The 21,642-nt window shown below is 71.9% G+C and carries 23 protein-coding genes; 12 read left to right on the forward strand and 11 right to left on the reverse strand.

Annotated elements, in window-relative coordinates; translation table 11 throughout:
- Nucleotides 1-8: 8 nt before the first annotated feature.
- Genes ABEB12_RS10805 through ABEB12_RS10820 form a run of 4 tightly spaced genes read right to left on the reverse strand, consistent with a single transcriptional unit; the run spans nt 9 to nt 2,809 of the window.
- On the reverse strand, nt 9-608 hold the full coding sequence (locus ABEB12_RS10805) for a hypothetical protein (RefSeq protein WP_185066417.1): 600 nt from the start codon (nt 606-608) through the stop codon (nt 9-11).
- Nucleotides 605-949: a hypothetical protein gene (locus tag ABEB12_RS10810; protein ID WP_185066416.1), complete on the reverse strand. Its 345-nt coding sequence runs from the start codon at nt 947-949 to the stop codon at nt 605-607. The genes ABEB12_RS10805 and ABEB12_RS10810 overlap by 4 nt, the downstream gene beginning before the upstream one ends.
- Nucleotides 946-1,710: a hypothetical protein gene (locus ABEB12_RS10815; protein ID WP_185066415.1), complete on the reverse strand. Its 765-nt coding sequence runs from the start codon at nt 1,708-1,710 to the stop codon at nt 946-948. Before ABEB12_RS10815 ends, ABEB12_RS10810 begins: the two co-directional genes overlap by 4 nt.
- A gap of 7 nt (nt 1,711-1,717) precedes the next feature.
- A complete protein-coding gene (locus ABEB12_RS10820) occupies nt 1,718-2,809 on the reverse strand; it encodes a hypothetical protein (RefSeq protein WP_185066414.1) in 1,092 nt (363 codons plus the stop codon).
- An 81-nt stretch (nt 2,810-2,890) separates the two neighbouring features.
- Between ABEB12_RS10820 and ABEB12_RS10825 the strand changes: the two genes are divergently transcribed.
- Together ABEB12_RS10825 and ABEB12_RS10830 are read left to right on the forward strand one after the other, a co-directional pair.
- A complete protein-coding gene (locus ABEB12_RS10825; protein WP_185066413.1) occupies nt 2,891-3,625 on the forward strand; it encodes a helix-turn-helix domain-containing protein in 735 nt (244 codons plus the stop codon).
- The gene (locus ABEB12_RS10830; RefSeq protein WP_345702725.1) at nt 3,622-5,430 is read left to right on the forward strand and encodes a gamma-glutamyltransferase family protein; all 1,809 of its coding nucleotides are present in this window, start codon (nt 3,622-3,624) and stop codon (nt 5,428-5,430) included. Before ABEB12_RS10825 ends, ABEB12_RS10830 begins: the two co-directional genes overlap by 4 nt.
- Nucleotides 5,431-5,481: 51 nt before the next feature.
- On the opposite strand, the gene ABEB12_RS10835 is transcribed toward ABEB12_RS10830, so the two are convergent.
- Entirely contained in the window at nt 5,482-5,934 is a 453-nt protein-coding gene (locus ABEB12_RS10835; RefSeq protein ID WP_185066412.1) for a PAS domain-containing protein, read from the reverse strand.
- Between the two features lie 90 nt (nt 5,935-6,024).
- Here ABEB12_RS10835 and ABEB12_RS10840 point away from each other — a divergent pair, with 90 nt between their 5' ends.
- Entirely contained in the window at nt 6,025-6,906 is an 882-nt protein-coding gene (locus ABEB12_RS10840) for a LysR substrate-binding domain-containing protein (RefSeq protein WP_185066411.1), read from the forward strand.
- A 110-nt stretch (nt 6,907-7,016) separates the two neighbouring features.
- On the opposite strand, the gene ABEB12_RS10845 is transcribed toward ABEB12_RS10840, so the two are convergent.
- The 3 genes from ABEB12_RS10845 to ABEB12_RS10855 all read right to left on the reverse strand — a co-directional run bounded on the left by ABEB12_RS10845 (nt 7,017) and on the right by ABEB12_RS10855 (nt 9,593).
- Nucleotides 7,017-7,988 (reverse strand): aldo/keto reductase, encoded by a 972-nt coding sequence (locus ABEB12_RS10845; RefSeq protein WP_185066410.1) that lies wholly within the window; start codon nt 7,986-7,988, stop codon nt 7,017-7,019.
- A 29-nt stretch (nt 7,989-8,017) separates the two neighbouring features.
- A complete protein-coding gene (locus ABEB12_RS10850) occupies nt 8,018-8,539 on the reverse strand; it encodes a copper resistance protein CopC (RefSeq protein WP_185066409.1) in 522 nt (173 codons plus the stop codon).
- 136 nt (nt 8,540-8,675) lie between these two features.
- Complete coding sequence (locus ABEB12_RS10855) at nt 8,676-9,593, reverse strand: bifunctional helix-turn-helix transcriptional regulator/GNAT family N-acetyltransferase (RefSeq protein WP_345702726.1); 918 nt, start codon at nt 9,591-9,593, stop codon at nt 8,676-8,678.
- Between the two features lie 191 nt (nt 9,594-9,784).
- Between ABEB12_RS10855 and ABEB12_RS10860 the strand changes: the two genes are divergently transcribed.
- The 5 genes from ABEB12_RS10860 (at nt 9,785) to ABEB12_RS10880 (ending at nt 15,634) form a co-directional block, all read left to right on the forward strand.
- The gene (locus tag ABEB12_RS10860) at nt 9,785-10,978 is read left to right on the forward strand and encodes a cytochrome P450 (RefSeq protein ID WP_185066407.1); all 1,194 of its coding nucleotides are present in this window, start codon (nt 9,785-9,787) and stop codon (nt 10,976-10,978) included.
- A gap of 74 nt (nt 10,979-11,052) precedes the next feature.
- Complete coding sequence (locus ABEB12_RS10865) at nt 11,053-12,078, forward strand: substrate-binding domain-containing protein (protein WP_185066406.1); 1,026 nt, start codon at nt 11,053-11,055, stop codon at nt 12,076-12,078.
- 3 nt (nt 12,079-12,081) lie between these two features.
- The gene (locus ABEB12_RS10870) at nt 12,082-13,623 is read left to right on the forward strand and encodes an ATP-binding cassette domain-containing protein (RefSeq protein WP_185066405.1); all 1,542 of its coding nucleotides are present in this window, start codon (nt 12,082-12,084) and stop codon (nt 13,621-13,623) included.
- Complete coding sequence (locus ABEB12_RS10875) at nt 13,620-14,615, forward strand: ABC transporter permease subunit (protein WP_185066404.1); 996 nt, start codon at nt 13,620-13,622, stop codon at nt 14,613-14,615. Before ABEB12_RS10870 ends, ABEB12_RS10875 begins: the two co-directional genes overlap by 4 nt.
- Nucleotides 14,612-15,634 carry an ABC transporter permease subunit gene (locus ABEB12_RS10880; RefSeq protein ID WP_221499057.1) on the forward strand — a complete coding sequence of 341 codons (1,023 nt, stop codon included), beginning with the start codon at nt 14,612-14,614 and terminating at the stop codon, nt 15,632-15,634. Before ABEB12_RS10875 ends, ABEB12_RS10880 begins: the two co-directional genes overlap by 4 nt.
- A 10-nt stretch (nt 15,635-15,644) precedes the next feature.
- Here the strand turns inward: ABEB12_RS10880 and ABEB12_RS10885 are convergent, their stop codons facing one another.
- The gene (locus tag ABEB12_RS10885) at nt 15,645-16,118 is read right to left on the reverse strand and encodes a carboxymuconolactone decarboxylase family protein (RefSeq protein ID WP_185066403.1); all 474 of its coding nucleotides are present in this window, start codon (nt 16,116-16,118) and stop codon (nt 15,645-15,647) included.
- 260 nt (nt 16,119-16,378) lie between these two features.
- Between ABEB12_RS10885 and ABEB12_RS10890 the strand changes: the two genes are divergently transcribed.
- Both ABEB12_RS10890 and ABEB12_RS10895 read left to right on the forward strand, forming a co-directional pair.
- The gene (locus tag ABEB12_RS10890) at nt 16,379-16,780 is read left to right on the forward strand and encodes a TIGR03618 family F420-dependent PPOX class oxidoreductase (RefSeq protein WP_185066402.1); all 402 of its coding nucleotides are present in this window, start codon (nt 16,379-16,381) and stop codon (nt 16,778-16,780) included.
- A 70-nt stretch (nt 16,781-16,850) separates the two neighbouring features.
- The gene (locus ABEB12_RS10895) at nt 16,851-17,426 is read left to right on the forward strand and encodes a hypothetical protein (protein WP_185066401.1); all 576 of its coding nucleotides are present in this window, start codon (nt 16,851-16,853) and stop codon (nt 17,424-17,426) included.
- A gap of 4 nt (nt 17,427-17,430) precedes the next feature.
- Here ABEB12_RS10895 and tsaD read toward each other — a convergent pair whose 3' ends face one another.
- Nucleotides 17,431-18,465, reverse strand: a complete 1,035-nt coding sequence (tsaD, locus tag ABEB12_RS10900) for a tRNA (adenosine(37)-N6)-threonylcarbamoyltransferase complex transferase subunit TsaD (protein WP_345702727.1) — start codon at nt 18,463-18,465, stop codon at nt 17,431-17,433.
- 104 nt (nt 18,466-18,569) lie between these two features.
- Here tsaD and ABEB12_RS10905 point away from each other — a divergent pair, with 104 nt between their 5' ends.
- Nucleotides 18,570-19,028: an SRPBCC family protein gene (locus tag ABEB12_RS10905; protein WP_185066400.1), complete on the forward strand. Its 459-nt coding sequence runs from the start codon at nt 18,570-18,572 to the stop codon at nt 19,026-19,028.
- 163 nt (nt 19,029-19,191) lie between these two features.
- Here the strand turns inward: ABEB12_RS10905 and ABEB12_RS10910 are convergent, their stop codons facing one another.
- Entirely contained in the window at nt 19,192-19,755 is a 564-nt protein-coding gene (locus ABEB12_RS10910; protein ID WP_185066399.1) for a hypothetical protein, read from the reverse strand.
- A gap of 816 nt (nt 19,756-20,571) precedes the next feature.
- Between ABEB12_RS10910 and ABEB12_RS10915 the strand changes: the two genes are divergently transcribed.
- Nucleotides 20,572-21,381, forward strand: coding sequence for a hypothetical protein (locus tag ABEB12_RS10915; RefSeq protein WP_185066398.1), 810 nt, complete (start codon nt 20,572-20,574; stop codon nt 21,379-21,381).
- Nucleotides 21,382-21,642: the final 261 nt, after the last annotated feature.

Here is a 21,642-nt window from a genome sequence, read left to right on the forward strand (position 1 = left end):
GTTTCTGGTCAGCCCGGCTTCCGGTCGGTTCGGCTCGGCAGGTTCCGGCGCACCACCACCGGCGGCCACGGCTCGTCCGGGTGCCAGGTCCAGGCGTGGCCGCAGCCCGGGTTGCCGCACCGGAACCGGTAGGCCGGGCCGTTGCGGCCGGAGTCCAGGCGCAGCTCGCCGCACCGGGGGCACTGCGCGATCAGCGCCGCCCGCTCGGCCCGGTCCCCGCCGTCCGGCCAGGGGCCAACCGGCCCGGCGTCGTCTGGCCCGGCGGGGTGCGGGTCCGGCGGGGACGGATCGGCGGAGCCGCTCGCGACGTGGCGGGAGACGGCGCGGTCGGCCGTCCGGTGGCGGGGCAGAGCGGTGTCGGACGGAGCCCCCGCGGCCGGCGGGCGCCGTCCGGGTCCGTTCGCCCGGGATTCGGGGGGCCGAGCCGGGCCGGGCCGGGCGGGGGACGGACCGGTCACCGCCAGGGCGGCCACCGCCGCGCCGACCAGTGCGCCGGTCAGCACCAGGGCGACCCGGACGGGAGTGGTCAGCGTCCAGGCCAGGCTGGCCAGCCAGCCGCCGGGCAGCGCGCAGAGCAGGCTGGCGGCCAGCACCGCCGGGCGGCTCATCGGGGCCTCCGGGCCGGGAAGGTCAGCTCCTCGGCGTTGGCGCGGACGGGCTGGCATATCGACGGAGTTGCCGGGGGGATGACGCAGAGTTGCGCGCTCTCCGTCGGGGTCACGAACGAGACCTCACGGGAGTCGTCGACCAGGCCGGTGCCCAGCAGCCGGTTGTCCCGCTCGTTGACCAGGGCCACGGAGAACGGCCGGTGCGGTAGTTCCGGAACGTCCAGGAACCGGACCCGGGTGGTGGGGCTCTGCAGCACCGCGCCGCCCAGCAGCACCAGCGCCGAGGTGATCAGCAGCGCGTACACCGGTGCGAGGGGGAGCGCGCGCCAGTCTCGGTTCATGTGCGCTCCCACCAGGGGGTCTCCTTGGGCGTCGCCGAGGTCGAGGGGGTGGATGTCTTCGTCCACCACGGGGCGCCCGAGGGACTCGGTGGCGTCGTCGCCGGGGCGGATTGCGTCGCCGGGGACGGAGTCGGGCCGGCATGCGGTGCCGGGGCAGCCGGGCCGGGGCTCGATGCCGCGGAAGCCGGTCGGGCGGGCACCAGCTCCAGGCCCGCGCCGAGTGGGACCAGGGGAGCTACCGCGAGCGGCAGCGTGCCCTCGGCGAGCGTCACGCCGTCCAGCGCGAGCCGCGCGCCGGCCCGCAGCTCCCCGGCCCGCACCGCGACCAGCCGGCCGTCCCGCAGCTCGGCGACCACGCTGTGCAGCTCCAGGAACACCGCCAGCTCGAAGGCCAACGTCTTGACCAGGTTGCCGTTGACGTACACGTCCACCGGATACCGGTTGGTCACCCCGATCTCGTGGGTGGCGAGCTCCACGGCCGCGGGTGATCCGGGGTTGTTCCGGCTGTCCTCGGCGGCCTTGATGAGCTCCCGGTACTTGCGCCAGCCGTCCAGCACGAGGTCGGCCACCGGCGAGTTCAGCTGGGCGACCAGTGCGTCCGCGACGTGTTCCTCGAACAGGCGGAAGGTCGGCGGGCCGTGCCCGACGTCCAGGTTGTCCTCGGCGGTCTTCGCCCGCGCCATCCCGCCGCGCACCTCGGTGCCGGCCCGGCCCGTGTCGCCGGAGCCGAGCACCGTCGCCAGGGTCGGCCCGGCGCTCATCTCGGACTCATTCCGACCACTCCCCACCACTGCCCCGCACCCGGGTCTCGCCGGGTTCGGAGCGCGCCAGCACCCGGATCGCCAGCGCCCGGCCCGGCCCGGTGCGCAGCCGCGTCGTCCCGGGCTCGGGCGGCCCGGCGCTGGCGTGGATCACCGGCGGCGGCCCGGGCGACTTGCCGGGTCGTCCGCGCAGCAGCTTCCGGACCAGCACTGCTCCGCCGACCAGCGCGGCGACCACCGCGAGCAGCACCAACAGCCCCGACGGATCAGGCCCCTCGGTGTAGGTACCCGGCCCGCCCGGGGTGCCGCTCGACCCCTGCCCGGTGCCCGGGGTCCCGGTCTCCGGGGTCCCGGTGTCCGGTGAGGCCGTGCGGGGCGTGGTCGGGCCCGGGGTGGTGGTTCGCGGGGCTGCTGTGACGGTGAGGGGGGCGGAGGCGTACTCGCCGGTCTCGGTGGCGGTGCACTCGGCGGCGACGCCGTACCCGGCCGGCGGCGTGCCCGCCGGCACCCGGAAGCTCGCGCTGAAGGTGCCCGCCGCCGTGACCGCGGTGTCGGTGAGGGCGGTGCCGGTGGCGTCCTCGAACCGGATGGCCACCCGGGCGCCGGCGGCCGCGCACTTCACGAACCCGCTGCCGGTGGCGGTGACCGACCCGCCGGCGGCGACCGAGCCGGGGCTCAGCCGCAGCTCCTCCGGCGGCGCGGTCACGGTGACCTTCGTCGTTATGCCCGGCCCGTCGTGCGTCCCCGCCGCACACCAGGCCGCAACGGTGTACTCGCCGGACGGCGCGGTCGGCGGGAAGATGAGTGTGGCCCGGAAATAGCCGAACTGGTCCGGTTCCACCTGGACCGGCGCGGGACGGTTGGCGGGGTCACTCGACGGGCCGGTCGCGTAGACCTCCACGGCCCGGCTCGGCAGGTCCGGGGTCGCGCAGTCGAATCCCGACCCGGTGACCGTGACCTGACCGCCGGGCGTGGTCGAAGACGGGCTCGCCTGGACGCCCGCCGCCGTCACCAGCGGCACCGCCATGAGCAGGGACGACAGCAGGCGCAGCGGCACGTTCACCACCAGCACCCCCCGGTCGCGATCCCGGCTGATCATCCGTTCGGGGAGTGGTGTCAACAAGGCATCGGTCCGCTGAGTGGACCCCAGATATCACGTCCGGTCGGTACGCTAGGACGGTTGGCCTGGGCACGGGCGTGCGAGGTGGAGATGACCACCGAGGGTGGCGGCAGGGGCGTGCTGGACGGCGCGTTCGATCTGTTGGAGACGTTGTCCCGGGCCGAGCACGGGGCCGGGCTGTCCGAGCTGGCGCGGGACAGCGGCCTGCCCAAGGCCACCACCCACCGGCTGCTGGAGCAGCTGGTCGCGCGTGGGGCGGTGCAGCGGCACAACCAGCGCTACTACATCGGCCGCACGCTGGCCCGGCTGGGGCGGGGCTGGCAGCCGGACCCGGCGCTGCGCCGGGCATCGCTGGTGCCGTGCCGGACCCTGGCCCGCCTCACCGCGGCCGCCGCGATGGTGGCGGTGCTGGACGGCGGCGAGATGCGGGTGGTGGCCGGCGCCGGCACGGGCGCGGAGAACAGCCAGCACCTGAGCATCGCCGACGAACGGGTGGTGCGCACGGCCGTCGGGCAGGTACTGCTGGCCGCGCAACCCCCGCACCTGCTTCCGCCCGGGTACTCCTGGCGGGAGTGGAAGCGCGTCCGGGACCGGCTGACCGACCACTCCGCGCTGGCCATCGACCATCAGGACGTGGCGCCAGGGGTGTACTGCTTCGCCGCCTCGGTGTCGACCCGGAGCGGCCTGTTGGCGTCGATCTCGGTGCTGTTCAGCCACCAGGCGCCGCCGAAGGGCACGGGCGAGTTGGTGGCTCGCGCCGCGCGCGACGTCACACGTACGCTGTCTACTCTGTGACACCTCCTCGACCGCAGCTCCTGGGCCAGTTCGGTATGGCCGCGTCCACCCACTGGCTGGCCTCCGGCACCGCGATGAGCGTGCTGGAACGCGGCGGCAACGCGTTCGACGCGGCCGCCGCCGCCGGATTCGTGCTCCAGGTGGTCGAGCCGCACATGAACGGCCCGGCCGGCGAGGTCCCGCTGCTGCTCTGGGACGCCCGGGAGGGCGCGGCGCACGTGGTGTGCGGGCAGGGCGTGGCGCCGGCGGCCGCCACCATCGCCCATCTGGAGGGGCTGGGCCTGGACCTGATGCCTGGTACCGGACCGCTGGCGGCCACCGTGCCCGGCGCGTTCGGCGTCTGGACGCTGCTGCTCGAACGGTGGGGCAGCTGGGGCCTGCCCGAGGTGCTGGACTACGCGATCTCCTACGCCACCGCCGGTTACCCGCTGCCGGCCACCGCCGCCGCGACGATCGAGCTGGTGGACGAGCTGTTCACCGAGCACTGGCCGACCTCGGCGGCGGCCTGGCTGCCCGGAGGCGCCGCGCCGGCGGCGGGTGCCTGGATGACCAACCCGGCACTGGCCGAGACCTACCGGCGGCTGGCCGAGGAGGCGCGCGGCCGGCCGAGCCGAGAGGCGGGGATCTCGGCGGCCCGGGACGCCTGGTACCGGGGCTGGGTGGCCGAGGAGATCGGGCGGTTCAGCGCCGGCCGGGCCTGGCTGGACACCTCCGGCCGGGAGCACGCCGGGCTGCTCACCGCCGACGACCTGGCCCGGTGGTCGGCGACCGTGGAGCAGCCGGTGCGGTTCGACTACGCCGGGCGCTACCAGGTGCTCAAGACCGACCTGTGGGGCCAGGGCCCGGTGTTCGGCCAGCAGCTGGCCCTGCTGGACGGGATGGGCCTCGGCTCCGGGGAACTGGGCTACGGCTCGCCGGACTACCTGCACGTGGTGATCGAGGCGGCCAAGCTGGCGTTCGCCGACCGGGAGGCCTGGTACGGCGACAGCGCCGAGCCGGACACGTTGCCCCTGCTGCTCAACGCCGGTTACACCACACAGCGGCGGGCGCTGATCGGCCCGTCGGCCAGCGACGAGCTGCGGCCGGGGAGCCCGGGCGGCCGCGCGCCGAGGCTGCCCGCGTACGCGAGCTCCGGTGGGGGAGAACTGGTCGGCGCGGGAGGGCTCGGCATGGCCGGGCTCGGTGTCGGCGAGCCGACCAGGGTCGCGGCCAGCGGCCGGGTGAACGGGGACACCTGCCACCTGGACGTGGTGGACCGCTGGGGCAACATGGTCTCCGCGACGCCGAGCGGCGGGTGGCTGCAGAGCTCGCCGACGATTCCCGCGCTGGGGTTCGCTCTGGGCACCCGGGGCCAGATGTTCGCCCTGGACCAGGGCCTGCCGAACTCCCTGCGCCCGGGGGCGCGGCCGCGCACCACGCTGTCGCCGAGCTTCGCGCTGCGCGACGGGGAGCCGTGGCTGGCCTTCGGCACCCCGGGCGGGGACCAGCAGGACCAGTGGAGCCTGCACTTCTTCCTGGCCCTGGTGCACGGCGGGCTGGGCCTGCAGGCGGCGATCGAGGCGCCTGCGCTGCACAGCGAGCACTTCCCCGGCTCGTTCTTTCCCCGGGCCGCGCATCCCGGCCAGGTCGCCGCCGAGAACCGGTTCGCCCCGGAGGTGCTGGCCGAGCTGCGCCGCCGGGGCCACCGGGTGGTGGAGCGGGAGCCGTGGAGCGTGGGCCGGCTCTCCGCCGTGGCCCGCGAGCCCGGTCACCTGGCCGCCGCCGCCAACCCGCGCGGCTCCCAGGGCTACGCCGCCGGGCGTTAGCGCCGAAGGCGCTGGCCGAGCACGCGCCCAGTCAGGCGCGTGCGGGAGACACTAACCCAGCATCTCGCGTTCGAAGGACTCGTTGCCGGACTCGTCGAACCGGGCGCACAGCTCCTGCACCTCGTCCTTGAGCAGCACGATCTGGGAGAAACCGACCAGCTCGCCGTCCACCTTGATCGGCGAGACGGTGACCAGGATGGTGGTCTTGCCGTACGGGCGGGCGACGTAGCGCACCGGTTCGGTCCGGCCGTTCTCGAACAGCGCGATCATGGCGTCGAACCGGGGGTTGGTGATGCTCCGGCGGTGCCGGTTGCGCACGTCGACGCCGAGGTACTCGGTCTTTCGGTCCAGGTTCTCCGAGGCCCACTTGTTGAAGTACATGACGTGTCCGGCCCGGTCCAGGATGGTCACCCCGACGCCGGCCTGCTCCAGCAGCCGGTCCGCCCAGGCGTCGAGTGCCCAGCCGGGCAGGATGCGTCGTTCGGTCACCTCGGTTGCGGTCATGCGCCCAGGTTGCCCCGGCGGTCGGGCTTTCACAATGCGGAAACTCAGGGGTTAGCCTTCGGCTGTGTCGAAGGCATACGATGCGGGACCGTGTCCTACGACCTGACCGACCTGCAGCTGTTCCTGGACGTGGTGGATCGGGGGAGCATCACCCAGGGGGCGGCGCAAACGCACCTCTCCCTGGCCTCGGCCAGCGCGCGGATCAAGGCGATGGAGCAGGCGCTCGGCGCGCCGCTGCTGCTCCGGCACCGGCGCGGTGTCACCCCGTCACCCGAAGGCTGGTTGCTGGTCGCGCACGCCCGGACGGTGGTGCGGCAGTGGACCCGGATGCGCGCCGAGCTGGCCCGGCTGGCCGACGGCGCGCGGAACTCGCTGCCGCTGCCCGCGAACACCTCAGCGATAGAGACGCTGCTGCCCACCGCGCTGGCCGAGTTCCTCGCCGAGCACCCGGACATCGACGTGCAGGCCGAGGAGCGGCCCAGCCACGAGATCGTCGCCGCGGTCGGGGAGGGGCGCGCCGAGCTGGGCATCATCGCCGACACGGTGGACCACGGCGGGCTGGAGACACAACCGCTGCGGCCCGATCCGCTGGTCGTGGTGTGCCCGCCGGGCCATCCGCTGGCCGGTAGGCCGGAAGTGTCGTTCAGCGAGTGCCTGGAGCACCCGTTCGTCGGGCGAGGGGCGGGCAACCCGTTCCAGGAGCACCTGGCGGGGCAGGCCGAGCCGCTGGGTCTGCGGCCCAGGTACCGCGCGCGGCTGGGCGGCACCGAGGCGGTTTGCCGGGCGGTCGCGGCCGGGATTGGCGTGGCGGTGCTGCCGGAGGCGGCGGTGGACCGGTGGCGCGCGGAGCTGGGGCTGGTCGCGGTGCGGCTGGACAACGCCTGGGCGCGGCGCAGCCTGCTGCTGTGCTGCCGCGAACGGGCGGCCCTGTCCGCGCCGGCCGAGGCCATGGCGCGCCACCTGGCCGGCTAGCCGTGTCTAGGTGTGCCTGGATGCCCGACTCGCCGTACCCGGATCCCCGACTCGCCGTACCTAGTTTCCCGACTCGCCGTACCTAGATTCCCGACTCGCGGGAAGGGAGGTTAGGCGAAGCCGGCGACGGAGTGGGGGGCGTAGGGGGTTTCGAGTTGGGTGATCTCGTCCGCGTCCAGGGTGAGGTTTACCGCGGTTACGGCGTCGTCCAGGTGTTCGGGTTTGGTGATGCCGACGATGGGGGCGGTGACCACCGGCTTGCTGAGCAGCCAGGCGAGGGCTACGTGGGCGCGGGGTACCCCGCGCGCCGACGCCAGCTTGGCCACCTGGGCGACGATGTCCCGGTCGGAGTCCACGTACAGCTTGTTGCCGAACTCGTCGGTCTCGCTGCGCGCGGTGCTGGTGTCCCAGTCCCTGGTCAGCCGGCCCCGGGCCAGCGGGCTCCAGGGGATCACCCCGACGCCCTGGTCCGCGCACAACGGGAGCATCTCCCGCTCCTCCTCGCGGTTGAGCAGGTTGTAGTGGTCCTGCATGCTGACGAACTTGGTCCAGCCGTTCCGCTCGGCGGTGTACTGCGCCTTGGCAAACTGCCAGGCCCACATGGAGGATGCGCCGATGTAGCGCGCTTTGCCGGAGCGCACCACGTCGTGCAGCGCCTCCATGGTCTCCTCGATCGGGGTGTTCGGGTCCCACCGGTGGATCTGGTAGAGGTCCACGTAGTCGGTGCCCAGCCGGCGCAGGCTGTGCTCGATCTCAGTGAGCACCGCCTTGCGGGACAGCCCGGCGCCGTTCGGCCCGGGGCGCATCCGCCCGTTCAGCTTGGTGGCGATGACGACCTCGTCGCGGTCGGTGAACTCGCGCAGTGCCCGGCCGGTGATCTCCTCGCTGGTGCCGGCGGAGTAGACGTTGGCCGTGTCGAAGAAGTTGATCCCGGCCTCGACCGCCCGGCGGATGAGCGGCCGGGACCGTTCCTCGTCCAGGGACCAGGGGTGGCCGCCCCGGTCCGGCTGGCCGAAGCTCATGCAGCCGAGGCAGATCCGGGACACGTCCAGCCCGGTGGCGCCGAGCTTGCGGTACTCCATGCGGGGTGGCTCCTTGCGGGAAGGCGGCTTCAGGGAAGGCGGCGGTTCAGCTGAACTCCGACGGTAGTCGCCAGCGCGGTGATCAGCACGACGCCGGCCACCCAGGCCACCGGGAGGCCGCCGCGGCCCGCCACCCCGGCCGCCAGGGTGAACCCGGTGCTGCCCTGGAACGGGTGGCCGCGCTTGCTGAGCCCGCTGTACCGGATCTCGTAGTGGCCCGCGCCGTCCAGCCGGCGCAGGTCGACACCCACCGAGTTTTCCAGCTCCCCGGGTTTCCCCTGCTGCCACTCGGTGCGCCCGTCCGGCCCCAGCACGGTGACCACGGCCGACCCGGGCCGCACCCGCCACTTGAAGTTCAGCACCACCCGCTTCGGCGGTTCGGACACCGTGGAGTGGGCCGGCGGCTCGCTGGCGGTGAGCTCGTTGGGGCCGTGCGCGGACGCGGTGCCGGTGGCGAACAGCAGCAGCGGGCCGGTCAGCAACAGAATGCTCAGCACCGCCGAGACCAACCGGATCGGCGAGCCCAGGCTCTGCCAGCGTCCGTGCAACACGACGTCGTCTCCTCCAGCGTTCGGCCCATACGTGTAATGCGAACAGTTACGCAGATGTCCGTATGCCCAGCATGGCATCGACACTCAATGGGATGAATCACCGTGTCCGCAAAGTAGACGACTACACTCAGTAATCTCAGTTCAACTTCAGTGACCAGGTCTGGCCCACCAGGTCCTGCCCGAAGCTGTGGTGCTCGTTCTCCGAGTCCAGGGTGAAGCCGCCCCGCTGGTAGATCCGCCGGGCCGACGCGAGCACCGAGTTGGTCCACAGGGTCATCCGGTCGTAGCCGTTGCGCCGGGCGAACCGCACGCACTCGTCGACCAGCCGCTCGCCGATGCCGTGGCCGCGCGCGGAGGGCTCCACCAGCAGCAGGCGGAGCCGGGCGGTCCGCCCGGTCGGGTCGTCGGCGTCGGTGACGCAGAACACCGCGCCGACCCGGCGGCCGTGCAGCTCGGCGATCCAGCAGGCCTCTCGGGCCGGGTCGTGCTTCTGTGCGTAGTCGGCCACGATCCGGGCCACCAGTGCCTCGTAGGAGGCATCCCAGTCGAACTCCTCCGCGTACAGCGCGCCGTTGCGCGCCACCACCCAGCCCAGGTCGCCGGGCTCCGGCGGCCGCAGCACGAAGCCCCGGGCGGCCGGGCGATCGCCGAGCACCTGCTCGATGGCGACCATGGCCTCGACCAGGCGGGCGCGCTGTTCCGGGTCGAGCGGGTCGATCAGCTCGGCCACGGCGTCGTCCGAGCCCTGGTCCAGGGTGGCGAACGCGGCGCGGCCGGCCTCGGTGAGCCGGATGATCTGCCGGCGCCCGTCGGTCGCGCTGGTGGTGCGGCTGACCAGGCCGTTGGTGTCCAGCTTGGTGAGAACCCGGCTCAGGTAGCCGGGGTCCAGGTCCAGCATGCGGCGCAGCGCCGCCCCCTCCAGGCCGTCCGGCAGCTGCCCCAGCTCGTACATGATCCTGGCTTCCACCAGGGAGAACGGCGAGTCCAGGAGGTTGGCGCGGAGCGCGCCGATGATCCGGGTGTAGAAGCGGTTGAAGGCGCGGACCTGGGTCACTTGCCGGCTCCGGGTCCCGTCGCTGAGCGTCGTGCTGATCGGCATGGCCAGGCCTTTCGCCACTCGGTAGGCAAGATCTATGACGAAGTCAATAATACCCTTGCCGATGGCAAAGAAAATGGGGTGATTTTGCCGGCTTTTTCCTACCCCGGTGAAAGGCGGTCGCCGGTCGTCGGCAACTATCCGGATTGATGTCCGAGCCAACCCTGACCCTGGTGCAGTTCCTCCGCAACGGTCTCGACCCGGTGCCGGAGCTCGGCCAGTTGCGCGCCGAGCGTCCGGTCAGTCCGCTGGTGATCCCGAACGGGCCCACGGCATGGCTGGTCACCGGTTACTCCGAGACGCGCGCCGTACTCGGCGACGCCGACCGCTTCAGCAACGACTTCGCCAACCTGGCCAACATGGGCGGCCCCACCGAGGACCGCGATCCCGGTGGCCTGGGCATGGCCGACCCGCCCAAACACACCAGGTTGCGCAAGCTGCTCCTGCCCGAGTTCACCGCCAAACGGTTACGCGCGCTGGAGCCGCGCATCACCGAAGTGGTGGAGGGGTGCCTGGACGACATGGCGGCCGCGCGCGCGGCCGACCCGGAGACGCCGGTGGACCTGGTGAGCACCTTCGCCCAGCCGATCCCCGCGCTGGTGATCTCCGAGCTGCTCGGTGTGCCGGACGAGGAGCGCGACGACTTCCAGCGGCTGTCCAACAACCGGTTCGACCTTTCCGGCGCGCTGGACAGCGGGGTGGACGCGGTCAACGAGTCGGTGGCCTACCTGGGCGGCCTGGTCGCCCGGCAGCGCGCCGAGCCGGGTGACGGGCTGCTGGGCCGGCTGATCCGCGAGCACGGCGACGACCTGACCGACCGGGAGCTGGCCGGGCTGGCCGACGGCCTGCTCACCGGCGGCCACGACACCACGGCCAGCATGCTGGCGCTGGGCACGCTGATCCTGCTCCGCGAACCGGAGCAGCGCGCGGCGGCGTTGGCCCCGGACCGGGTGTACCCGCTGGTGGACGAGCTGCTGCGGTACATCTCGGTGGTGCAGGTGGCGTTCCCGAGGTGGGCCCGCCGGGAGGTGGAGATCGGCGGGCAGCGGATCGGCCCGGGGGACATGGTGATCTGCTCGCTGTCCGGGGCGAACCGGGACCCGTTCCTCGGGTCGGACCTGGAGCGGGTGGACCCCTCCCGCACGGTCAGCTCGCACCTGGCCTTCGGGTACGGCATCCATCGCTGCGTGGGCGCTGAGCTGGCCCGCCGGGAGATGGCGATCGCCTACCCCGCCCTGCTGCGCCGTTTCCCGGAGCTGAAGCTGGCGGTGGCCGAGGTGGAGCTGACCTATCGGCCGTTCTCCATCGTGTACGCGGTGACCTCGCTGCCGGTCACCTGGTAGTTGACGAGAGAACGATTTCCGGTCGGTCGAGTTCGAGTTAGAGTGTCCTCCTTGTCGGCGTGAGGGGAACACAGATGACGAAGTGGTCCAGGTCCCTGACGGTGGGCGCGACGCTGGTCTTGGCCGCTGCCCTCGCCCTGTCCGGGTGCAGCAAGAAGACGGAGAGCGGCGGCGCGGGCGGCAACGGTGCCCAGGTCAAGATCGCGTTCGTGCCGAAGATCCAGGGCATCCCGTACTTCGAGGCGATGAACACCGGCGGGAAGAAAGCCGCCCAGGAGCTCGGCGTGCAGTGGATCTACAACGGCCCCACCACCGCCGACCCGGCGGCGCAGACCAGCATCGTGCGCTCGCTGATCCAGCAGCGGGTGAGCGCGATCGTGGTCGCGCCGAACGACCCGGACTCCATCGCCCCGGTGCTGGCCGAGGCCCAGTCCAAGGGCATCAAGGTGCTCACCTCGGACACCGACGCGCCCAACTCGGTGCGCGAGGCGTTCGTGAACCAGGCCAGCCCCAAGGGCATCGGCGAGGTCGTGGTGGACACCCTGCTGACCAAGATGGGCGGCAAGGGCAAGTTCGCCATCGTGTCCTGCGGGCAGACCGCCGCCAACCTGAACTCCTGGATCGACGTGGAGAAACCGTACGCGGCGTCCAAGTACCCGAACGCCCAGCTCATCGACGTGGTCTACGCCGGCGAGGACCAGAACGCCGCCGTGGCCATGTCCAAGGACCTGATGAACGCCCACCCGGACCTGACCGGGCTGGTCGGCCAGTGCACCACCTCGGCCACCGGCGTGGCCCAGGCGGTCACCGAGGCCGGCAAGATCGGCACGGTGCAGACCGTCGGCGTGGGCACCCCGCAGTCCATGAAGGGGTACCTGGCCAGCGGCGCCTCGGCCGGCTCGGTGCTGTGGGACGTGGAGAACCTGGGCTACCTGACCGCGTGGGCGGCCACCCAGTCGGTGAAGGGCACCCCGCTGGCCGAGACCAACCGGGTCAGCGAGGCGCTGCCGGCGGTGAAGTACGACGCGGCCCAGAAGACGCTGTTGCTCGGTGAACCGCTGGTGCTCACCCCGGCGAACGTCGACAAGTTCAGCTACTGACGCATGGTTGCACTGCTGACGCTGGCCGGGATCAGGAAGAGCTACGGCCCGGTGCGGGTGCTGCACGGGGTGGACTTCGAGGTCCGGGCCGGTGAGGTGCACGCGCTGGTGGGGGAGAACGGCGCCGGCAAGTCCACGCTGATCAAGATCGCGTCCGGCGCGGAGACCCTGGACGCGGGCGAGATCACCATCGCCGGGCGGCGGCTGGCCGGCGGCTCCACCGCCGAGGCGCTGGCCGCCGGGCTGGCCACGGTGTACCAGGAGCCGCAGCTGTTCGGTGAGCTGTCGGTGGCCGAGAACGTGTTCCTCGGCCGCGAGCTGACCCGGCGCCGGCTGTTGGACCGGTCCCGGCAGCGCGCCGAGGTGGTGGCCCTGCTGCGCCGGCTGGGGCTGGACCCGGCGATCGCCGACTCCCGGGTCGCCGACCTGCCGGTGGCCGAGCAGCAGCTGGTGTCGATCGCCAAGGCGCTCAGTCGTCGGGGTCGTTCCGCTGACGCTGCTCTCCGCGGCCGGGACGCGCGGGTGCTGGTGCTGGACGAGCCGTCGGCGATCCTGACCGACTCGGAGATCGAGCGGCTGTTCACCGCCATCCGGGCGGCCCGGGCGGACGGCGTCGGCATCGTCTACATCTCGCACCGGCTGGACGAGCTGGCCCAGATCGCCGACCGGGTCACCGTGCTGCGCGACGGCCGGGTGGTGGCCGACCGCCCGTCCGCCGAGCTGAGCGTGCGGGAGATCGCCGAGCTCATGGTGGGCGGCGAGCTGACCGAGTCGGCCGGCCGAGGTTCCGTCGACCAGGACGCCCCGGTGGTGCTCGGGGTGACCGGGCTGAGCCGCCCGCCCGCGTTCACCGAGGTGTCCTTCGAGCTGCACGCCGGGGAGATCGTCGCGTTGTACGGGCTGGTGGGGTCGGGTACCGAGCACATCGCCAACGCGCTCTACGGCATCGACCCGGCGACCTCGGGCACGGTCGTCGTGCACGACCGCCCGGTGACCCTGCGCCGGCCCAGCGACGCCGCGCGCGCCGGGATCGGGCTGGTGCCGGCCAACCGCAAGGTGGCCGGGGTGTTCGAGAGCAAGTCGGTGGCGTTCAACATCTCGGTGGGCAACCTGGTGCGGCTCAGCAGGCCCCGGTACTGGGTGGACCGGGCGGCCGAGCGGCGGGTGGCGGCCGACTTCGTGCGCCGGGTGGCGATCAAGACGCCGGGGGTGAACAGCCTGGTCGGCACGTTGTCCGGTGGGAACCAGCAGAAGGTGGTGATCTCCCGCGCGCTGGTGGACCGCCCCGAGGTCCTGCTGCTGAACGAGCCGACCCAGGGCGTCGACGTCGGCGCCAAGGAGGAGATCCACCAGCTGGTGCGGGGCCAGGCGGAGCAGGGCAGCGCGGTGCTGGTGGTCTCCACCGACCTGCCCGAGGTGCTGCGCCTGGCCGACCGGCTGCTGGTGGTGCGGGCCGGCCGGATCACCGCCTCCTTCGGGCCGGGCGCCAGCCAGGCCGATGTGCTCGCGGCCGCCGCCGGTGACGTCTCGGAGGCCCGTTCGTGACCGCCCCGACGACCCCGAAGACGGCCCCGAAGCGGATCACCGCGCGGGCGGTGGAGGGCCAGGAGCTGGCGCTGGTCGGGGTGGTCGCGGTGCTCTGGCTGGTGCTGGGCCTGGCCACGGACACCTTCTTCAGCGGCGCGAACCTGCACAACATCCTGTTCAGCATGTCCCCGGTGGCGATCATCGGCGTGGGCATGACCGCGGTGATCGTGACCGCCGGGATCGACGTCTCGGTGGGCAGCACGCTGGTGGTGGTCGCCGTGGTGGTGGGCAAGCTGCTGCGCGACGCGCAGTGGGCGGCTCCGGGCGCGCTGCTGGTGGCGCTGCTGCTGGGGGCGCTGCTGGGGCTGGCCAACGGCGTGCTGACCGCCTACGGCCGGGTGCACCCGATCATCATCACCTTCGGCACGCTCAACCTCTACCGCTTCCTGGCCTACCGGGTCTTCGACGGCGAGCAGGTGGACGGCGTGCCGCCCTCGCTGGCCTTCCTCGGCGGCGGTTCACCCGGGACCTTGGCCGGGCTGCCCACCGCGTTCCTGCTGGCGGTCGTGCTGGCCGCGCTGGCCTGGGTCTACATGCGGTACGTGCCGACCGGGCGCCACCTCTACGCGATCGGCGGCAACGCCGAGGGCGCCCGGCTGGCCGGTATCGGGGTGACCCGGCGGCTGGTCGGGGTGTACCTGGTCACCGGCCTGCTGGTCGGGTTGGCCGCGTGCGTGACGGTCGGCTCGGCCGGCACGGTGCAGCAGAACTTCGGCGTCGGCCTGGAGCTGCAGGTGATCGCGGCGGTGGTGATCGGCGGCACCAGCATCCTGGGCGGGCGGGGCACCGTGCTCGGCACCATGCTGGGCGCGCTGTTGGTGGCCACGGTGACCAGTGCGGTCACCCTGCTGGGCTGGCGCAGCGACCTCACCGAGCTGTTCATCGGCCTGTTCATCGTGGTCGCCGTCGGGGTGGACCTGCTGCGCGAGCGGCGGAGGCGGTCGCTGTGAGGCGCGCACTGGAACGCCTGCTCACGGACCGGGTGGCGCTGCTGGCGGTGCTGCTGGCGGTGCTGCTGGTCTGGATGTCGGTGCTGTCCGCGCAGGGCTACCTGACCGCCCCCTACGACCTGCCCTACCTCGGCGCCACGCTGGACAACGTGGTGCCGCTGTGCCTGCTCGGGCTGGCCGAGTTCGTGGTGATGGTGTCCGGGCGCGGTGGGATCGATCTCTCGGTCGGGTCGATGGTTTCCGTGGTCGGCATGGCGTTCGGCTTCATGGTCGGCAAGTGGGGATGGCCGGTACTGCCCTCGGTGGTGGCCGCGCTGCTGGTCGGCGCCGCGCTCGGCGCGGTGAACGGCGTGCTGGTCGCCTACCTGCGATTTCCCGCGCTGATCGCCACGCTGGCCACCTATTACGGGTACGGCTCGCTGGCCCTGGTCAGTACCAACGCGGCGCCCATCTCCAACCGGCCGGTGCAGGAGCTGGCCGGTCTGACGTCGTCGGTGCCGCTGTTCGGCGACCTGTCGGTGCCACTGCAGGTGTTCACCTTCCTGCTGCCCAGCGCGGTGCTGGTGTGGCTGCTGGTGAACCGGACGTCGTACGGCCGGCGGCTCTACGCCGTGGGCACCAACGAGACGGCGGCCCGGTTCGCCAACCTCAACGTGGCGTCCGTGCGGTTCCGCGCCTACCTGCTGTCCGGGGTGCTCTCCGGGGTGGCCGGGGTGGTCACCGTGGCCCAGTTCGCCTCGGCCCGGCCCGACGCCGGCAGCACCGGCAACGGCATGGCGCTGCCCGCGATCACCATCGCGGTGCTGGGCGGCGTGGCCATCGCCGGTGGCATCGGCCGAGTGGGTGGCGTACTGGTCGCCGCGCTGCTCGTGGTCTGGCTGAACGCGGGCATCCTGCTGGCCTTCGAGGGCAGTGAGGGCGGCCAGTACCAGCTGGCCGCCCTCGGCATCCTGCTGATCGCCTCGGCGCTGCTCAACGTGCTCACCGTGCGCCGGGTGGCCGGCGGTCGAGGGACCTAGCGCCTCGGCTCTAGTCGAACTGGCCGGGGGTGTAGCTGCCGGCCGGCTGCTGGGTGATCACGTTCAGCCGGTTGAAGGTGTTGATCATCGCGATGTGCGAGACCAGCGCGGCCAGCTGGTCCTCGTCGTAGTGCTTGGCCGCGTTGGCCCAGACCCCGTCGCTGACGCCGCCGGCCGCGTCGGCGATCCGGGTGCCCTCCTCGGTCAGCTCCAGGGCGGCGCGCTCGGCCTCGGTGAACACCGTGGCCTCCCGCCAGGTGGCGACCAGGTGCAGCCGGGTCGGGTCCTCCCCGGCCTCCGTGGCGTCCTTGGTGTGCATGTCCAGGCAGAACCCGCAGCCGTTGATCTGGCTCGCCCTGATCCGCATCAGCTCGGCCGTCGCGGCCGGCAGCGGCGCGTCCACGAGCGACTTGCTCGCCGCGACGACGTGCCGCAGGAACTTGACCGCGACCGGATTGGTGAACAGGTTCAAACGAGCTTCCATGGTGCACTCCCGTGCCGTTTCGTCCGTGGTTACACCTGCTTGACGGAGCGGCGCGCCGGGATGTGACAGAGACTGGGCCGGTGCCCGCGCCCGCCTCGCCCGCATGCTGGGTCAGAGGCGTCGAGTGGCAGCCCAGTCCCCTGAATTCATGATCGAAAGGGGACTGTGCTGCCCCTCGGCGAGGCGGCTCGCTGGGGCCGGGCACGTCCGGTAGCTGTTGTCGACGGGGGTGCGGGGCGGGTCCGGGGGAGACTTGGCCGATGCGGTGGGATGAAGCGGCGGCGGACCCGGGGTTCCGCGAGTTCTGGACCGAGCGCCGGGTGTGCGTGCTGAGCACGGTTCGGCCCGACGGACGGCCGCACGCGGTCGCGGTGGGGGCCACGCTGGACCTCGAGGCCGGGGTGGCCCGGGTGATCACGTCATCCGGCTCGGTGAAGGCGGCGAACGTGCGGGCGGCCGGCGACGGGGGCGCCCCGGTGGCGGTGAGCCAGGTGGACGGCGGGCGCTGGTCGTCGGTGCAGGGCATGGCCCGGGTGCGCGCCGAGCCGGACCGGGTGGCCGAGGCCGAACGCCGGTACGCCGAGCGCTACCGGCAACCCCGGCCCAACCCGCAACGAGTGGTCATCGAGATCGAGGTACGCGCGGTGCTCGGACGAATCTGACCCCAACCGCTGGCCGCCGCGCGGGGTCGGTACCGGCAAGCCCAGCCGCCGACCGAACGGGAGCCGTGCGATGTACCACCAACCGGCGTTCGCCACCCCTCGCCCCACGTCGCCCGGCTACCGGACCCCACACCCCGCGGCGTCCACTTACCGGGCTCCGTACCCGGCCGTCCATGTCGTGCCGCCGGCGCGACGCCCGGACTGGCAGGTTCCGGTAATCATCCTGGCGATCTGCGGGCTGCTCGGTGTCCTGGGGGTCGGAGGCGTACTGCTGTGGGCGGGCGTGACGGCCGATCCGCCCGCCGACCGCCCGGCCCGGCCGCCGGCCGTAGCTCCGGCCTACCCGGGTTCGCCCGGGGCGCCGCCCGGGACGCCCGACCTCAGCGGCCTCGACGTGCGCCTGACCGATAAAACGCCCTGCTACACGTCCAGTTGCCTGATCAACATGGAGCTGGTCAACAACGGCGTGCGGCGGGCGGACGGGATGGTGAACGTCAAGGCGAACGGCCAGGTGGTGGCGCGGCGGGCGTTCACCTGCGATCCGGGCGAGAGGATGACCTTCTCGTTCGTGATGGACAACCCGTTCGAGGCGACGGGTGGGAGGGGCACGGTGAGGTTCACCGCCACCTACAGCCCGGCGGAGTGAGCGGTCAGACCAGTTGCGCCCGCTCCAGCACCACGCTGGGGCGGGCGGACACGTGCAGCCCGGTCGGTTCCGCGCCGGCCCGCACCAGCAGGTCGCCGACGGCGGCGATCATGGCGCCGTTGTCGGTGCACAGGCGCATCGGCGGTACCCGCAGCGTGATGCCCGCCTCGGCGCAGCGCTGCTCGGCCAGCGAGCGGACCCGGCTGTTCGCGGCCACCCCGCCGACGACCACCAGGGTGTCCACCCCCTGGCGCCGGCAGGCCAGGATCGCCTTCGAGGTCAGCACGTCGGCCACCGCCTCCTGGAAGGACGCGGCCACGTCCGGCACCGGCACCGGCCGGCCGTCCGACTCGCACCGCTCCACCCAGCGGGCCACCGCGGTCTTCAGCCCGGAGAAGGAGAAGCCCAGCTCGGGGTCGCGCGGGCCGGTGAGCGGGCGGGGGAAGGCGATCGCGTTCGGGTCACCTTCGCGCGCGGCCCGGTCGATGGACGGGCCGCCGGGGTAGGGCAGCCCGATGATCCGGGCCACCTTGTCGAACGCCTCACCGGCCGCGTCGTCGATGGTGTCGGAGAGGTGTACCACCTCGTCGCGGGCCAGGTCGCCGACCGCGAGCAGCGAGGTGTGCCCGCCGGACACGATCAGCGCCACGCTCCTGGCCGGCAGCGCGCCGTGTTCCAGCAGGTCGGCGGCGGCGTGCCCGGCCAGGTGGTGCACGCCGTAGAGCGGCACGCCCCAGGCGGCCGCGTACGCCTTGGCGGCGGCCACCCCCACGTGCAGCGCGGTGGCCAGCCCCGGTCCCGCGGTGACCGCGATCGCGCCGATGTGCTCCGGCTTGGCGCCGGCCTTGGCCATCGCCTCCCGCACGCACGGCACCAGCGAGGCGACGTGGGCCCGGGCGGCGATCTCCGGCACCACCCCGCCGAACCGCACGTGCTCGTCCATGGAGGAGGCCAGCGCGTCGCCGAGCAGTACCCCGTCGCGGACCAGCCCGACGCCGGTCTCGTCGCAGGAGGTTTCGATGCCCAGCACGATGCTCACGCGTTCGATGCTTCCACATGCGCGGGGAGGGGTGTTTCCGGCCGGGCGGGGCGGGTATGTGCCGGGTTCGCCAGTAGTCGATCGAGACAGAGGAGGCTCCGACCTTGAAGAGCATCCAGGACTCCGTCGATGTCGCCGTCCCGGTGCGCATCGCGTACAACCAGTGGACCCAGTTCGAGACCTTCCCGGAGTTCATGGGCGGGGTCGAGGACGTCCGGCAGATCACCCCGACCACCACCCGGTGGACGACCAAGGTGGAGGGCGTCCGCCGGGAGTTCACCGCCGAGATCACCGAGCAGCACCCGGACGAGCGCATCGCGTGGAAGACCGTGGACGGCCTGCACCACGCCGGTGTGGTCACCTTCCACCGGCTGAACGACCACAGCAGCCGGGTGACCCTCCAGCTGGAGTTCGAGCCGGAGGGCTTCACCGAGAAGGCGGGCGCGGCGCTCGGCATGGTGGGCCTGCAGACCAAGGGGGACCTGACCCGCTTCAAGGAGTACATCGAGCACCAGGGGACCGCGACCGGCGGATGGCGCGGTGAGGTGGCGCCGCCGGCTTAATTGCCAGTTTCACTCTGTGGTACTAGGCGACCACCTGTGGCGCTCGCTCAAGGGTGACGCGCGGCCGGTGGAGGCGGACCTGGTTCCCGGCCGGCAGGTCGCCGCGCCGGCCTGGTGTGGCGCCCGAAGGCCCTGCGACCCGGCCTCCGGCCTGTCCGAGGGTTCAGGAACTGGCCCGGTCGGTCAGGGCTTGGTGATGGTGAGGAGGACGGTGCCCGGTCCGAGGCGGGTGAGGACCGGGGTGGGCCAGGCACTTCGCGGTGGAGAGCGTCGGGATCACGGCCTGCTCGACGGCGTGGGCACCGTTGAACTGACCGTCGGTGATGGTGCCGGTGAAGGTGACCGTGGTCTGCCCGCCGACGTCGTTGATCGCCCGGGTGAACTTGAACGTGCTGGTGTGCCCGTTGTTCCACTTGAAGACCCGGGTGCCCTCCCGCCCGGCCAGCAATGTGGAGCAGGACAATTCCGCGTGGAAGTCCTCGCCGTACTTTCCGGCGGTGAGGTCGTGGTCCGACGAGCTGCAGTGTGAGAGGTCGCCGCGGACTTCCACGTCGACCTTTCTCGGGGTCAGCAACAGACCCGGGTGGTAGTCAACGGTCTCGCTGCCGGTGCAGGTCAGGTCGACCGGTGAGGTGTGGCCGCTGGGTGCGGCGGCGGCCACGCCGCTGAGGCCGAAACAGCCGGCGACGGCGAGGAGGACGGTCAGGACCAGGGGGAATTTGCGCATTAGAATGCTTTCTCGGTGAGTGTCGGGGAGCGGATTTCCGGCATTCTCGAATGCGTTTCGGGGAGCCGCCGAGAAGTGGAAATCGATTTGTCGCGGCGCAACAGTACTCTACCGATTGCCCATGGTCATGATCTTGGCCTCGATGGAGTCACGAATGACCGTGGGTAGTCGAAATGGTCCTCAGAACCCCACGGACGAGTTCAGTCAGCGGTACCGGTTCGAGCACGAACAGGTCCGATTCTCGCTGCTCAGAGTTCTGGGCGGTCAGCGTGCAGGACAGGCCGACGAGGCGATTGTGATCGTTTGTGGCCAGGTGTGGAGTACGGGGACGGCGGAACTGGTACGCGGGATGGGCACGGGGAGCACCGAGCGAGCGGCCGATACCGCATTGCCGACCAACCGGCGAGCGGAGGGGCTGGGAACTTCTCCTCCGCGCACCCGCCGCGAACGCTGCCTGCTCGGCCGCACTCATCGCTCCGATCGCCCGGGCGGGCCGGTGATACGCCGACGCCGAGGCGGTGGCCAGTCTGTACGACCTTCCGCACACGCCGCTCGCCGAGGTGCCGGGCTGGCCGGTACCGCACGGCCAGCCTGCTGCCGTGGGGCGCCCCAGGCGCCCGCGGCGTTTTCGCCAGCCGGGGAGCGGCACCCGAGCGGTTCCCTATGCCCCTAATCGGAGTAACGCCCGATGCCTGGGTGTCGCGCTAGGGGAACCAGGTGGGTTCCCCGATTGCCGGGTGAAGGACCCGCCCTAGTGTCGGTGTCACCGTCAACGACGTACTTCGTTCCCCGATCAAGACCTAGGAGTTGACTGAGATGAGCACCTCGCTGCTCGATTGGCTGCGCGACCTGCTGGACGACCCGGACGCCCGTGACGCGTTCCTGGATGACCCGAACGGGTACGCCGCGGACCACGGTTTCCACAACCTCAGCGGCGCCGACGTGTATGACGCGCTGACCCTGATCGCGGACAACGACCACGGGCACTACCCGGCGCCGAGGCACTACGACCACGACCACGGCGACCACGACGGTGCGACGTACCTGAAGAGCTACGTCAACAACAACTACACCTCCGTCGAGGACCACAGCACCAACATCGACAACTCCATCCACCAGAACATCGACACCGACGGTGGCGACTTCAACCAGGTCATCGACAACGACCCGGTGGTGGCCTCGGGTGACGGTGCGGTGGCCGCGGGTGGCGACATCCGGGACAGCGACATCACCACCGGTGACCACAACGTGGTCGGCGACAACAACCAGGCGGTGACCGGGGACGACAACACCACCTCGTTCGGCTCCGGCGACGCGACCAGCTCGAACATCGGTCATGCCAGCTTCGGTGACGGCGGCTCCATGTCGGTGGGTGGTGACTCGCACGGCTACAACAGCGACAACGACACCAACACCTCGGTGCACAACTCCGGCGACGGGGACACCGCGGTGAACGTGGCCGGCGACCACGGCTACGCCGACCAGGGCGTGGACCAGAGCCACACCGACAACAGCGACTACTCGAACTACGAGGACCACAGCCGTAGCGACAGCCACGACGACGTGAGCTCGCACAACGACGCCCGGTTCGAGGACTCGCACGACCTGGACGTCACCCACACCTGATCGACCCGCATGTACACGACGGCCGGTCCCCGAGCACACTCGGGGACCGGCCGTTTCGTGTCAGCGGGCGGCGTCGGTGGCGAGCCGGACCCGAGGGCGACCAACACCACACCGGCCAGACCCTCCAGCCAGCGGTGCACCACCGGGCGGCGGTGGTCCGGGGCGGCCCCCGCTGGGTGGAGTCGACCATGCGAAGGTCGGTCGTGAAGCGTCGTAAATTGTCGGACCCGTCTGCGACGATGCCCTTCCATACGAGCCAAG

This window comes from Actinospineispora eucalypti (genome assembly GCF_039543365.1).
GTDB lineage: Bacteria > Actinomycetota > Actinomycetes > Mycobacteriales > Pseudonocardiaceae > Pseudonocardia > Pseudonocardia eucalypti.

What these genes read in the sequence shown, in the direction of transcription:
- ABEB12_RS10805 (WP_185066417.1), bottom strand. Translation starts at nt 608, where the DNA reads ATGAGCCGCCCGGCGGTGCTGGCCGCCAGCCTGCTCTGCGCGCTGCCC.
- ABEB12_RS10810 (WP_185066416.1), bottom strand. Translation starts at nt 949, where the DNA reads ATGAACCGAGACTGGCGCGCGCTCCCCCTCGCACCGGTGTACGCGCTG.
- ABEB12_RS10815 (WP_185066415.1), bottom strand. Translation starts at nt 1,710, where the DNA reads ATGAGCGCCGGGCCGACCCTGGCGACGGTGCTCGGCTCCGGCGACACG.
- ABEB12_RS10820 (WP_185066414.1), bottom strand. Translation starts at nt 2,809, where the DNA reads ATGATCAGCCGGGATCGCGACCGGGGGGTGCTGGTGGTGAACGTGCCG.
- ABEB12_RS10835 (WP_185066412.1), bottom strand. Translation starts at nt 5,934, where the DNA reads ATGACCGCAACCGAGGTGACCGAACGACGCATCCTGCCCGGCTGGGCA.
- ABEB12_RS10845 (WP_185066410.1), bottom strand. Translation starts at nt 7,988, where the DNA reads ATGGAGTACCGCAAGCTCGGCGCCACCGGGCTGGACGTGTCCCGGATC.
- ABEB12_RS10860 (WP_185066407.1), top strand. Translation starts at nt 9,785, where the DNA reads ATGTCCGAGCCAACCCTGACCCTGGTGCAGTTCCTCCGCAACGGTCTC.
- ABEB12_RS10865 (WP_185066406.1), top strand. Translation starts at nt 11,053, where the DNA reads ATGACGAAGTGGTCCAGGTCCCTGACGGTGGGCGCGACGCTGGTCTTG.
- ABEB12_RS10870 (WP_185066405.1), top strand. Translation starts at nt 12,082, where the DNA reads ATGGTTGCACTGCTGACGCTGGCCGGGATCAGGAAGAGCTACGGCCCG.
- ABEB12_RS10885 (WP_185066403.1), bottom strand. Translation starts at nt 16,118, where the DNA reads ATGGAAGCTCGTTTGAACCTGTTCACCAATCCGGTCGCGGTCAAGTTC.
- ABEB12_RS10890 (WP_185066402.1), top strand. Translation starts at nt 16,379, where the DNA reads ATGCGGTGGGATGAAGCGGCGGCGGACCCGGGGTTCCGCGAGTTCTGG.
- ABEB12_RS10895 (WP_185066401.1), top strand. Translation starts at nt 16,851, where the DNA reads ATGTACCACCAACCGGCGTTCGCCACCCCTCGCCCCACGTCGCCCGGC.
- ABEB12_RS10910 (WP_185066399.1), bottom strand. Translation starts at nt 19,755, where the DNA reads ATGCGCAAATTCCCCCTGGTCCTGACCGTCCTCCTCGCCGTCGCCGGC.
- ABEB12_RS10915 (WP_185066398.1), top strand. Translation starts at nt 20,572, where the DNA reads ATGAGCACCTCGCTGCTCGATTGGCTGCGCGACCTGCTGGACGACCCG.